Below are 11,996 nucleotides of genomic sequence, written 5' to 3'. Positions count from 1 at the left end.
ATTTCGTATGAAATATCATATTTGCATGACGGAGATTTAAATAGCCATGATGGGGAATGACTCGTGAAGGAGATCGATAAAGAGCAGGCGCTCTCGTTCCTGAAGGCGCAGCTGGCCGACATGGACCGCCAGCGGGCTGTTCTGAAGCAGCAGCTGGACAGCCTGACGCATCAACGAGACGGATTGGCAGCATATCTGACTGGCCAGACCAGTGAGGACTTTGCCGAGGCGGTCGTGGAAGGCCCTGTATCGGCTCCGCGCAAGATCGCGGTGTCCGAAGCGTCATTCTCGGATAACGAGAAGGTGTATCACGGTCGCCATTTCAATAAGCGCATCGTCGACGAGGCGCTGGCAATCATCGCCCAGCATGGTCGTCCCATGGCAGCGCCCGAAATTCAGGCAAAGCATCCGGCACGGGCCGAGGTGTCGACCGAGGTGCTGTACCGCCTGATGTATAATCGGGCTATTGCCGGCCACTTGTTGTCGGTGAATGGAGCGTTTTGGCCGTCAGACAAGGATTTGCCGGTTGGATGGGATCTTTCGATGGCGAGGAAGTTCCCCAAGAAGGCATGACTTCCTACGGAAGAGGCTGTGACGAGATGCCCAAAGAAAAAGGCCGCTCATCTTACCAGGTGAGCGGCCTTGCTATTTCTCGCGCCAAGCCATCCAGACGTCGCGAAACTTCGGGTTGAAGGAGTGTCGCCTCTCAGGAAATTCCTGTTGGAGAAATTCGGAGATCCGGTTCCAGAGATTGGTTGTCAAAGTAGTGTTGATGCGGCGTACGATTTTTAGATACCACGGCAGGCCCAAGATCTCCCGCAGAGCCGGTCTTGTCGTTGATGTAGTCGCGAGAAATGCCAGAATATCCAGTAACTTACGCGGGTCATTCAGCTCTGATGTAATTATAAGTTTGGCGATTTCCGAGCCGAAAGCTTCTATGATAGATGAAAATTCTCCGTCGTTCAGGAAATAGCTCCGGTTTTCATAGGCGCGGGCGATCTGCTTTTTATCGAGCCTGTCGGTGGGCCTATGGACTATGTGCTCGAAGCGCCGATGCAGGCTGGGCTTACAGCCCGGAGCGTGAGCAGCCCCCATGATGGCATCGGCAGCGATCGAAATCGTGCAGCGGTAGCTCCGCGAACCCAGGATCCTGGTGATCTGAACGCCGGCAATCAGATTGCGAAGCGCTGCGAGCGCCTCTTCGCTGTCCGTATCGTGTCGCCGCAGATCATGACCTAAAGTGTTACACACGCGGTCGAATGCCTCAAGGAGCCTCACTTTGCGTGAGTTGTCGACGATAAATCGCCGGTCGATGTCGGGCATGTCGGTGAGCTCGGCGTCTAGCTGTTCCCACTCCTCCGTCATCTTGCGATGCCGCTGCTGCACGAGTTCCGCAGGAAAGTTCTGCAGGGCCACATTCTCAAGCTCCTTATTCAGTTGAGCCTCGAGTTTTTCCTTTCGTGCACCCAATTCCTTACGTCGCGGTCCGAGCGCAGCTATGTTCCTGGCGAACTCCTCTTCCACCATGCGCTGGAATTCGCTTTCAAGTTGGTCGCAACTCAGGACGTCGCGAATGGCGTCGAGACAAAGCCGCTCGATGTCTTCCGCACCAATGAGGCCCCCCTTGCACTGCGGGATGGATTTTGGATCGTATTCGTTTTGATAACAGCGATAGTATACTTTGCCGATGAACTTATTATCTCGGACGACCATTCTGTTGCCGCAGGCCCGGCACACGCACTTCCCACTCAGAAGGCGTGCGCCCCCCGGACGGCCTCTTTTTGTCAGTCCTTTTACGACGTGGTCCCAAAGATCCTCGTCGACCATACGCAATTCGGGCTTCACCACAGTCATCCACTCATCTGGATGACGAGGTACCTGAACCCTCTTCCCATCGCGCCGAGCGGCGGCAACGCTACGGCGGAATGTATAGACGCCTTTGTAGATCGGGTTTCTCAAGATATAAGCAAGCGACACTCGATGGATCAGAGTTTGGCCCAGCCGTTTATTGGCTCCCCTGGCGATTGCCTGAAGCGTCATACCGGCCGCACGCGCTTCGTACATCCAGCGGATGACGGGCATTTTCGCTGAGTCAATCGAACATTGGCCTGGCCGTAGGTAATCCTTGACGTAGCCGAAGGGCAGTTTCGTTACGATCTTGCCTGCTTCAACGGCCCGTTGCTTACCGGCCTTGCTCCGGGCACGCAGGAGCACTTGATGCTCGCTTGCCATGAAGCCCTTGAACGCGATGTCAATCGTTTCGATGACGTCGCCCTTGCTAACGCTATGAACTCGCACGCCTAGCTTTTCGAGCCGGTCGTGGATATCCGCGATGATGGCCATCGTTCGGCCGAGGCGATCGACTTCCTCAACGATGACGACATTGAACAGGCCCGCTTCGGCATCCTTCAGCAGGCGGCTGAGGCCGTCACGTTCGCGGACTTCGCCGCTGATACCGGCATCGGCATATTTGTAGTCGATGGGGGCCTTGAAACGACGCTCGGCGTATTCGGTCCCACGGTCGATCTGGCGCTCGATCGAATCGTTCTCAATGTCGGTCGAGCGGCGGCAGTAGATGGCGATACCCTTTGCTGGGCGGTTCAGCTGTAACAGTTTGGGTGCCCTGCTGATTGCCTGTTGCAGGAAACTTGCGGGCAGCAGGTCCTTCACTGTGGGTTTGCGCGGCGTTCCGGCTTCCATGGTCGTTAACTCACTGAGTGGTCGGGCGGCTCCTGGCGAGCGACGTCCGACCTAAGGGAAAATTTTGATTGCTTGGTCCGCTCAGGATTTGCGGGATCGGTCTGCTGCGATCGCCCAGTCCATCGAAGCCCGGCTCGAAGGGGTGCGCACACCATTGAAGGGTTGGCGCTCACTTGGCGCTTCCTTTCCGGCGAACCGGAGCGCTGCTTGTCGGTTGGATTGATGTTCGCTAGCCGTTCAGGCGCTACGGGATCGCTCGCCGGCAGGGATCGTCGAGAGCCAATCCAACGCAAACGACGCCGGCCCTCACGGCCAGGTTCCTTGTGCTGGTGTCTGGGGTGGTTCACGGCGGCGTCCTTAAATCTGATGGCGTTAGCCTGACAGAAGTCGTCTTAGATTCATACAGACAAATTATATGAATAGCGAGGCGGTCAATATTTCGACGGCTACCTCTCGGGTTTGATGATGTCGATATGTTGGGCGCCGATTTTCAAAAACGCGTGATTTTTGAAAGGCTTGTCGGCTTCTGATGCCCGCTTTTTTGCCTCTGTTCGCGCCAAAATTCTGAGTAGCAATATTAAGGGAGTTGGGATCGGAGGAGGCATATGATTGTTCATTTGTATCGTCCTTCCGGTCGTTTTGTCGTCTCTGTCGGGCGGGCCGGCTGCGCGTTCGATCAGAGAGTGGGCCGCGAATGTTTTGGAGCGCAGGCGGGAGTTGCCGTGACTCGGCTGTGTGACGAAGGCCCACGGAAGCTGTCGGCGCAATGCGCTGCTCAACGTGAACTAAAAGGGAGCCTGCGTTTCCGCGGCGAGATAGGCCTGAAGGCGCACCAGGACGTTGAGATCGCCGCTGCTGAGCATGCTCAACGGGCTTTCGCCGAACACATCGTTCGGCTTGGCCATCCAGGCGTAGCCACGTTCCGGTTTGCTGAAGAAGGTGCAGAGTTGCACATGGATGCCGAGCAGAAGACTGAGCCGCAGCCTTAGGTCGTCGTCGGGGCAATTGAGTTCGCCGAGCCTCCAGGTGCGATAACGCTCTGCATCTAGCGCAAGGATGCGCGAGCCGAGTTCGTCGTCGACCTGCCAGCGGTTGAAGAGCTTCGATATCGCTCGGTTCAGGGCTGCGATCTGGTCAGGCGTCACGGAAGAGCTTCCTGAGCTCGTCACCGGTCAGCGGGCGGATGCGATCCTGGGCGTTATCGTCGTCTTCCAGGGGGAGATCGTCGAGCATCGAAGCAGTGGTTTTCATGGTGGCCTCGGTCCTGAGGGCGGGCTGAATGCCCAGTCGCATTTGAAGCGGATGAGCGTGGCAGGAAGTGCAGGCTGAACGGGGTGACCTCCGGGGGGCTCGCGGTTCGCGCCGGGAGTTCGACGTCTCCGAGGCCGGCGTAGCGGAGGCTGAGGAAGGTTTGCGGTGAATGGAGGCGTCCGCAATTGCAGGGCATAGCAGGCCCTGCAGGGTGCCTTGGAAAGCTCAGGCCAAGGCCGGAAAGCGGGGTTTCGATGAGTTTATGTTTGTGCGCTGGGTAATAGGTGCCGATGCACGTCACCTGCTACCGTTGAGGGATGGTTGATCGGGCAGGGGGATCTACTGCCAAGTCAGGGGCGAGCCCGAAGGAGACCCCGATTGAAGCCGGACCAGGATCGCGGCTGTCAGCGGTCTGTCGGCGTCGGTGGCGAGGGTTGCGACCAAGTCAGTGCGTCAAACCTCGATGGTGAAGTGGGGATCGAACTGTCGGTTCTCACGTCCGTCACGGAGCGGATACCCGGCCGGGTTCGCGACGATCCGGGTGCTTCCAACCGTATAGTCGTGATGATGATGGTCATGACCATGCACCCAGACGCTGGGCCGATATTCCATGATCAACCCAGCCAGGTTGGATGCGAAGGCTGGCGCGAGCGGATCGCCGCGGAATTCGTGCGGAACGGATTCAGGGTGAGGCGCATGATGGGTGATTACGACCGTCTGCCCGGAGAACGGCTGTGCGAGGGTTTTCTCGATGAAAGCACGGTCATGACGATGAAGAGCTAAGGCGTCGTCCGCGGTGAAATGGCGAACCTTGGCATCCTGGATCTTGATGCGCCTGAAGTCGTTCATGCCGCGCGTCGCTACTCTCCGCGACGCAATTGAGCGACCGTAAAGATCAAAATCCGTCCACAAAGTCGCGCCCACAAAACGGACGCCGTCAATGGTCACCGTGCCTGGATCGAGCAAGTGAATACCCGATAGCGCTGCAAGATCGTGCCCCTCCTCTCTGCTTGCGGTGATTTCGGTCCCGTAGAATTCATGATTACCAGGGACAAGAATGACCGGCTTCCGCTGCAGAGGACCCTCACGTTGGGCCGTCAGCCAACGGACTGAATTGGACACTGGCTTCCAGATATCGCCGGCGAAAATTGCGATGTCGAAATTCAGATCTGCTGGAAGATCGAAGCTGTCGAACTCCAAATGTATGTCGCTTATGAGAAGCAGTCGCATTGTGTGGTCCTTTGATGTGTGCATGTTGGGAGTGGGCGGGCTGGTGGCTGCCGGCATCTCGCGATCCGGTTTCATGAGATCCTGGGCCCGACGAAGCGTTCATCAGCAGCAAGTTCTCTGCGGCGCGGCCGCTGCGAGGGGTGATGATGCCGTCCTCGAGGCGCTCGGGGCTGGCTCGCCGCGCGCCGGTAACCCGTTGGTCGTACCCTGAACTCTGCGAGTCACGGGCCGGCGCGGAGGCTCAATGGAGCGCGCGAACGGTTCTGCAAAAGCTCGCCCGCTTGGCGGATGCGGGGCCTTTTTCGAGGGTGCAAGAAGATCGAGGTTGGTCAGTCATGCTTGTGCTTGTGGGTCTGGCAAAGTCATGAAAGTCTGGCGAGCTTCAGGACCTGATCCTCGGCCAGCACGCGATGTTCGAGCAGGTTGGCGATGATACGTTTGAGGGCGTCGACGTTGCTGACAAGCAGCTGGGCACAGCGCTCATCGATACGGCGCATATCGACTTCGACAAGGCTGCGGAATTCTGGATCGGCCAGCAACGATGGGCTGCTGTCGATCGGCGCCTGCTGCACGAGCGTATCGCCCATCGCGAACGAACCGTGCATCGCTGCTAGGAGCCATGTCGCTAAACGAAGATCCGAATGTGACCCAGAGCTGGCTTCGCCGAGGATCAGGCGCTCGGCGTTGCGCCCGGCAAGAGAGATGGCGACCTGATCCTCAAGGTCGCAGCGGGTCGCGATAGGCCCCGTCATCTCGATCAGAGAAGCGCCGCCATATCCCGAGCCCGGGACCGTCGAGACGTATGACACCCTCTTGTTCAGCAATATTGCGACGAGGGCGTGCCCGGCCTCGTGCACGCTAATCCGATGCAAATCGGCAATATTCCGGTTGTCTGGGGCAATCCTGTCGATTAAGTCGCGCAACTCCAGTCTGCGGCCTTCGCGCCTCGCCTCAGCGCGCGCCGTCTTCACGGCAAGTGCGACACCTGCACCTGTCAGACCCTGTGCCAGTGGGGCCAGACTGCTAATCTCGTCTTCGCTGAACTCGTCATGCAGGTAGAGCCGCAGGATCATAACCAGCTCGGGCTCGGTGGGCAGCTCGACTTTAAAGTGACGATCGATGCGGCCGGGCCGAAGGATGGCCGCATCGATCCGGCCGACGAGGTTCGTCGCCGCCAGGACGATCACGCCATGGCGCTGCTCGTCGAGCAGTTTTAGAAAGTGATTGCAGACGGGCGACCACCAGTCGCGGCCTCTGTCGCTCAGCGTGGCGCGGTCAGGCAAGGAATCAAGTTCGTCGATGAAAAGCACCGAAGGCGCCACGGCACGTGCTTCCGAGAACGCTGCATCCAGCCCTTTGATGACGGTATCGAGATGGCCAGTGGTCGTAGCGAAGATCCTGCCGAGGGATGTGTTCACAAGCGGCACTCGGCAGCTCCTGGCCAGTGCTGCGGCGAAGAAGGTTTTGCCTACGCCCGGGAGGCCATGAAGGATCGCCGCACTGCTCAACTGGGTCCAATCTATTCTGCCGGCACGATACTCTTCGAGATCCCCCGCCAGTTGAAGGCCCCAGTCCCGGGCGGCGCCGTATCCTCCTAGCTCCTCGAGGCCGGGACCGGGCGGGAGTGCCGCTGCCGACGAGTGCGCTGGATCGGACAAAGCGGTGAGCCGTGCGATGGCCCGACCAGAGTTCTCGGCGGGGCGGATAGCGGCCACGACCGCGGCCGCATCGGAAATTGGCACGATATCCGGCGGCAGAGAGGGGGGCCTGCGCAGCCCGAAGACGGTACGCAGCGCGCCTGCCAGGATCGCACGATCAGGCGGCTTGATCACAACGCGATGATCTAGGGACAGTAGTACCGACCGGCTGATAGCGCTGACGCCGATCGCGGCGATGACCACGAGCGATCGGGTGCTAGCTGTTGCACTGATGAGGCCAGCTTCCTGGGTCGATGACTGTTTGCTCGCTTTTGCGGACTGGCACGTCACAAAGTCGGCAGCGCGTATGAGATCGCGAGCGGCCTCGTGGATCAGGTCGAACCAGTCATCGGGCGTCTCGATGAGAATGACGCTGGGGCGCCGCCGGCTTATGTCGCGCAGCAATTCCGGTCCGGCCGCAGACCAGAGCATGCGCCGAGCGATCGCTGGCCCGGGCAGTTGGCGCGACTGCAGATATTTTGCCTTCAGTGAAAGCTGCCGCTGAGGCTTGCCTTCCGGAAGATCGTCATCCGGAAACAGCATGTCTGCCATGGCTAGCTTGCTCATCTGTCGCTCCTTTCTGGTGATCGAGTCTGGGAGGGCGAGGTGCGGTGTTCCTGCCGTGCGATGGTCGCGCAAAGCATTGCGGTCATCGGCTCGATGGGGCCAAGTAGCAGGAGGGCGTCCTTGAAAACGTCTTGGGCGACGCGTTGGGTCTGCACATCGAGACGGGGATTAAGTTCGAAATGCCCGTCGACGACAGCCATGCCGGTCCGGGCGATGGTGAGAGCGAGGCGCTGTGCGACAAAGTTGGCAATATCTTCGCGCATGGGGTCAGGTGCGCAGACGACCACCGCAACCTGGACGTACTGGAGATCATCTCGGGTGCGCCGGTGCTGAACCAGCCGTTCGAGAACGCACCGCGCCTGGCTGACACGGATGCGCAGTGCGTGATTGTCCGGACCGGGTGCGATCAGCATGTAGACGCCGGGCATCGCGAGCTCCGGCCAGGCCGTGACGCTGTGCCACGCGGTTCGGGGAAACGTCAGAGCGACGACCTGTGAGGTATCCAAACGCCGGATCGAGGGGCCCAGTGGATTGCGGCTCTGCAGGGTGATTTTGACCGGACCGACGCAGAATGGGTCGCGGCCTGGGGTGGACGATGCTCGCATTGCGGATTTCCGATTCGGAGAGGAATCGCGATGACGCGAGCGAACGCGTTGGCGTCTATCGCATGCCGGCTAGAAATGAGCCGTGTGCCGAAGCCAAGTTGAACAGGTCGCGCTTAGGGAAGCACGACTCTGAAGGTTGGGATTAGCGTTTGGCGCTAACTGCTCGTTGCGGCCTTCACAGGCAGCTGGATAGCCAAGTGGCTTCGGCGCTGGCTGCTGGTGAGATAGGGGGGCCAGATAGAGTGGTCGCGAGGATAGTAGGTACCGATGCACGTCACCTGCTACCGTCGCGGGATCTACAGCCAGGTCAGGGGAGAGCCCGAAGGAGCTCCCGATTGAAGCCGGACCAGGCTCGCGGTTGTCAGCGGAGTGTCGGCGTCGATGGCGAGGATTCCGCTGGAGACGAGCCGCAGGACGGCATCACAGCTGTCCAGGCTGGAGCGGCACCGCCTTGCGCAATCCATGATCGCGGCTTGGCCTTCTAGCGCAAGGAAGTCGATGATGCGGGACTGATCGGCGTAGGTCAGGTCGGCTTGGGCGCATCGGGCAATTTCACATGCGTTGAGCCAGTATGGATCGCGCCGGAGGTCCTCGATGGTCGTGGTGAAAAGCCAGATGGAACGCCTGGCGAGCGTTTCGTCTGCTTTGCTGCGCAGCCTGCGATAACGACGCGTCGGCCGTGGTGTTGAAGGCTCAACGCATATGACGAACAGCCCGACGGCGTGCCGAATGAAGTAGGCGGCGATATCGCCGAAGAGCTCGGCCTCGTGTGGCGATAGGACCGAGCCGAAGTTGAATTCTGCGTAGCTGTGAATGGTGGAGTCGGCCTCGCAATGAACGAGGAGTTCGAAGCTGCCCTCTTTATCGCAGCAGAACGAACCCGCGGCCTTGCTGCCTCGAAACCTCATTGCAACCTCCCTCGAAATGTCTGCTGCTCGCCGGAGGGCTCTATCCGGTAGAAGCGCGACAGGGTCCGAACCCAGCGCCCTTCTGGATCGGCAGAGAAGATCTGTGAGGTCGTAATCAGCTTGGTGCCGAGTTCGGGGTGACCCTGTGCCAGCCCAGCGAGACATGGGACTGCAAGTTCACAAACCTGGGCACCGACCAGGCTGACTGCGTTGCTGAGTTCACTGGCGGTCGGGCGAGAGCCGTCCATGATGCCAACTAGGTCCTCGGTCAGCTTGCGAAGGAGCTCGATCTTTTTCATCGCGTTTTCGCGTCGCAGCGGATCGTCGAAACTCATGGGAGTACTCCGTCTTCGTGATGGGGCAGGCGGGAGGAGGCGCTTGGGCAAGCGAGGGAGTTGACTGGGGACGCAACAAGGATTGCGCTACGCCAAATCGGTGTAATCCATGACCGAGAGGTTAAATCCTACCGGCGGGCCAAGGATTGAGCTCAACGGCTCATTAACCGTGCTTCTTGCACTGTCGGGGGAGAAGCGGTGATCGTGCCTGCACAAAGACTGGCTGGCCGACTCACATTGCTGCTCACGCAACGGGAAGCAGATGGACGGAGCTGCCTTCAAAGAGGCTTTAGCCAAGCTGGGGCACACGCAGTCCAGCTTTGGACGCGAGCATCGTCTGCCCGTTCGCACTGTCCAAAACTGGGCCAAGGATGGCCCGCCGGATCACATGGCCCTGATTCTGAGCGCCATGCTTCGACAGCAGATCGAACCGCCTGGAGCGCTCGATCTGGGCACCGAAGACGCCGGCACCAATGATGCTGCCCGAGCCTTGGATGTTACGCTTCGGTCGGTGCTTCAGCGCGCGACCAAGGCTGGTTGGCCTCGGGAGGTCGCGGCGGCCGGAGCCATAACCTGGTTCGCACGTCAGCTTGCGCACAAGCGTTAGCTCGAACGTGGCTCCACCATAACTGCAGGAAAGTTGCCAAATCGTTAACAGGAAAACGCTTACACGTTCGGGTGCCATGTAGCCCGATTGATCGTCGTTTAGCCCAGATATTCGGCCCGCCAGACGGAGAAGGTCGCGATTCGCGAGGTAGCGTACCACCGCGGTCGAGCCATGGCTGCGAGCAAGGAAGACTGCGGTGGGACCTCGCAGTTTCGTACGCTGATCAACCAGGTCGATCTCGATCTGCATGATGTCCGAACCCGGATCGAACTCCACGCCGAAGAGGATTACTCCGCCTATCGGCTAGTCACGCGTTCTTGGATGAGCCGGCGCTGTCTTCGGCGAACTCACAAAATCCAGTAGGCGGTTTAGAGACGGATCTAGCTGCCGATCATCGAGGTGCAGACCCCCCGGTACGCCGGTGCCTGCTGGCAAGTCCAATTTGCTTATCCAACCGATAAATTCTGCGCGCAGGTTGAACTGGCGGCTGGCCCAGCCCCGTGCCACTCCTTCGCAAAACCAATAGGGAGATTCCCCCTTTGGTACCTTGAGGCGGACCTTCGCGTAAACGTCAGCCCCCCGAGCTGCCGGGACTGTCAGACCCTTTCGATGTACTTTGACGTCAATGGTCCACTCACCAGCGCGGTAGTCATAGCCTCCATCACCGCCTCCATGGGGGTTGAAATGGGGTTTCCACCGTAAAGACTGGTTCCGGCCTTGCCTGGCTGACAGCAAATTGAAACTGGATTTGAAGCCGATCTCGCCGAGAGATCCAACAAGCGCTCTGGAAAACGGGAGCTTATTCTCTTCGCGCTCTGACAGGTGTTTGGCAAAGTCGATGGCTCGCCTGTACTCCCAATAATCGATTCTCGGCATAGGCGGCCCACGTGCGATAGCGCTTGGACGGCAGGATCCGAAATGCATCTTTCGATCGAGGTAATTCCCATCAGAGAAATGCACGCATCTTGTTAGGGCAAGATTGGCCATGCGTGGCTTGGCCCGCGGATGGCGGCGTACACTAGCCGGAGGAGCAGGGTGGGAATAAATCCATTCTTCACCCCCGAAGCCTACCAACTGATACCGGTTTGCGGAGTTGGAGCGCGGTGGCAGGAACCTGCCGCCCTGCCTGTTCGCGACGGATCCGACCTTCCGTCCTCACGCTTGGCGTCCAAAATTTATATACAAACTTTGGATGGCACTGATGCACAGTGTTCGTCTCGCTGGATGGTCGGGTTCGATAGGGGCTGCGGCCTATGCAGTTGCACGGCGCTCGCGACCGAACTATATTCGGACTGAATTTAGTTCGGGAGGTCCCTTTGCGGTATTCTGCCCAAGTCAAGCCGATCAGCTATCTCAAGGCCAACGCAGCCGACATCCTCCTCAACCTCGCCGAAAGGCGAGAGCCTCTAGTGATCACGCAGAATGGCGAGGCCAGGGCGGTGCTGCAGGATGTTGCCTCCTTCGAGCAGACGCAAGAGACGCTCGCGCTGTTGAAGCTGCTTGCCATCGGCAATCAGGATGTTGATGCAGGCCAGACCAAGCCAGCTCGTGCTGTCGTCGAAAGACTGCGCGGAAAAGCGGCCGATCGTCGATGAAGGAAGGCCGCTTTGAGGTCGAGCTGACGCAAGGCGCGGAGGAAGATCTCGAAGCCATTCACGACTACCTTGCTGGACACCGTTCAATCGCAGCGGCCGAGTCGTTGCTCGATGCATTCATTGAGAAGATCTCCACACTGGAGCGTTACCCGGAACGGGGCAGCTTTCCCAAGGAGCTTGAGGCGTTAGGTATTCGGGAATTCCGGCAGATTCTGCTCGATCCGTATCGCCTGATCTACCGCGTGATCGGCAGCAAAGTCGTCATCTTCGTCATCGCCGACGGCCGCCGCGACATGCATGCTTTGCTTGAACGCCGGCTGCTTGGCCGGTGATCGCGAGCCTACTCCGCTGTTGCGCTGAGAGCGAACGGACGAACCTTGGCGTGCTGTGACTTCGTCCGCCGAAAAGCAACAGACGAGTTGGAGCGGGGCGGTGCGGTATGCCAAGCACGTAAGGATTGCGATTTCGGGGATGCGCAAGTAGCGATCACCGAGGCCCTCT

Annotated in this window: 11 protein-coding genes; 3 read left to right on the top strand and 8 right to left on the bottom strand. The window is 59.2% G+C overall.

Annotated elements, in window-relative coordinates:
• The first annotated feature begins 63 nt into the window (after window positions 1-63).
• Window positions 64-573, top strand: coding sequence for a hypothetical protein (locus RMR04_RS24720; RefSeq protein WP_311911126.1), 510 nt, complete (start codon window positions 64-66; stop codon window positions 571-573).
• A gap of 72 nt (window positions 574-645) precedes the next feature.
• On the opposite strand, the gene RMR04_RS24715 is transcribed toward RMR04_RS24720, so the two are convergent.
• The 8 genes from RMR04_RS24715 to RMR04_RS24680 all read right to left on the bottom strand — a co-directional run bounded on the left by RMR04_RS24715 (window position 646) and on the right by RMR04_RS24680 (window position 10,149).
• Window positions 646-2,700, bottom strand: coding sequence for a recombinase family protein (locus RMR04_RS24715; RefSeq protein ID WP_311911125.1), 2,055 nt, complete (start codon window positions 2,698-2,700; stop codon window positions 646-648).
• A 785-nt stretch (window positions 2,701-3,485) separates the two neighbouring features.
• Complete coding sequence (locus RMR04_RS24710) at window positions 3,486-3,845, bottom strand: hypothetical protein (RefSeq protein ID WP_311911124.1); 360 nt, start codon at window positions 3,843-3,845, stop codon at window positions 3,486-3,488.
• Between the two features lie 559 nt (window positions 3,846-4,404).
• The gene (locus tag RMR04_RS24705) at window positions 4,405-5,181 is read right to left on the bottom strand and encodes a metallophosphoesterase (protein ID WP_311911123.1); all 777 of its coding nucleotides are present in this window, start codon (window positions 5,179-5,181) and stop codon (window positions 4,405-4,407) included.
• 362 nt (window positions 5,182-5,543) lie between these two features.
• Window positions 5,544-7,445, bottom strand: a complete 1,902-nt coding sequence (locus RMR04_RS24700) for an AAA family ATPase (RefSeq protein ID WP_311911122.1) — start codon at window positions 7,443-7,445, stop codon at window positions 5,544-5,546.
• The gene (locus RMR04_RS24695; RefSeq protein WP_311911121.1) at window positions 7,442-7,873 is read right to left on the bottom strand and encodes a GIY-YIG nuclease family protein; all 432 of its coding nucleotides are present in this window, start codon (window positions 7,871-7,873) and stop codon (window positions 7,442-7,444) included. The genes RMR04_RS24700 and RMR04_RS24695 overlap by 4 nt, the downstream gene beginning before the upstream one ends.
• 473 nt (window positions 7,874-8,346) lie before the next feature.
• On the bottom strand, window positions 8,347-8,958 hold the full coding sequence (locus RMR04_RS24690; protein ID WP_311911120.1) for a hypothetical protein: 612 nt from the start codon (window positions 8,956-8,958) through the stop codon (window positions 8,347-8,349).
• Window positions 8,955-9,293 (bottom strand): DUF6634 family protein, encoded by a 339-nt coding sequence (locus RMR04_RS24685; protein ID WP_311911119.1) that lies wholly within the window; start codon window positions 9,291-9,293, stop codon window positions 8,955-8,957. The genes RMR04_RS24690 and RMR04_RS24685 overlap by 4 nt, the downstream gene beginning before the upstream one ends.
• Before the next feature lie 289 nt (window positions 9,294-9,582).
• Complete coding sequence (locus tag RMR04_RS24680; protein WP_311911118.1) at window positions 9,583-10,149, bottom strand: hypothetical protein; 567 nt, start codon at window positions 10,147-10,149, stop codon at window positions 9,583-9,585.
• Window positions 10,150-11,216: 1,067 nt separating this feature from the next.
• Between RMR04_RS24680 and RMR04_RS24675 the strand changes: the two genes are divergently transcribed.
• Both RMR04_RS24675 and RMR04_RS24670 read left to right on the top strand, forming a co-directional pair.
• On the top strand, window positions 11,217-11,495 hold the full coding sequence (locus RMR04_RS24675) for a type II toxin-antitoxin system Phd/YefM family antitoxin (RefSeq protein WP_311915933.1): 279 nt from the start codon (window positions 11,217-11,219) through the stop codon (window positions 11,493-11,495).
• Window positions 11,492-11,827 carry a type II toxin-antitoxin system RelE/ParE family toxin gene (locus RMR04_RS24670; RefSeq protein ID WP_311911117.1) on the top strand — a complete coding sequence of 112 codons (336 nt, stop codon included), beginning with the start codon at window positions 11,492-11,494 and terminating at the stop codon, window positions 11,825-11,827. Before RMR04_RS24675 ends, RMR04_RS24670 begins: the two co-directional genes overlap by 4 nt.
• Window positions 11,828-11,996 lie beyond the last annotated feature (169 nt).

Source organism: Bosea sp. 685, assembly GCF_031884435.1.
In the GTDB taxonomy this organism is placed as follows: domain Bacteria; phylum Pseudomonadota; class Alphaproteobacteria; order Rhizobiales; family Beijerinckiaceae; genus Allobosea.
This window is presented reverse-complemented; position numbering and strand designations above follow the sequence as displayed.

Bases quoted from the DNA above. Each gene is read 5' to 3' on its own strand.
- RMR04_RS24700 (WP_311911122.1), bottom strand. From the start codon at position 7,445: ATGAGCAAGCTAGCCATGGCAGACATGCTGTTTCCGGATGACGATCTT.
- RMR04_RS24705 (WP_311911123.1), bottom strand. From the start codon at position 5,181: ATGCGACTGCTTCTCATAAGCGACATACATTTGGAGTTCGACAGCTTC.
- RMR04_RS24715 (WP_311911125.1), bottom strand. From the start codon at position 2,700: ATGGAAGCCGGAACGCCGCGCAAACCCACAGTGAAGGACCTGCTGCCC.
- RMR04_RS24685 (WP_311911119.1), bottom strand. From the start codon at position 9,293: ATGAGTTTCGACGATCCGCTGCGACGCGAAAACGCGATGAAAAAGATC.
- RMR04_RS24670 (WP_311911117.1), top strand. From the start codon at position 11,492: ATGAAGGAAGGCCGCTTTGAGGTCGAGCTGACGCAAGGCGCGGAGGAA.
- RMR04_RS24680 (WP_311911118.1), bottom strand. From the start codon at position 10,149: ATGCAGATCGAGATCGACCTGGTTGATCAGCGTACGAAACTGCGAGGT.
- RMR04_RS24690 (WP_311911120.1), bottom strand. From the start codon at position 8,958: ATGAGGTTTCGAGGCAGCAAGGCCGCGGGTTCGTTCTGCTGCGATAAA.
- RMR04_RS24695 (WP_311911121.1), bottom strand. From the start codon at position 7,873: ATGCCCGGCGTCTACATGCTGATCGCACCCGGTCCGGACAATCACGCA.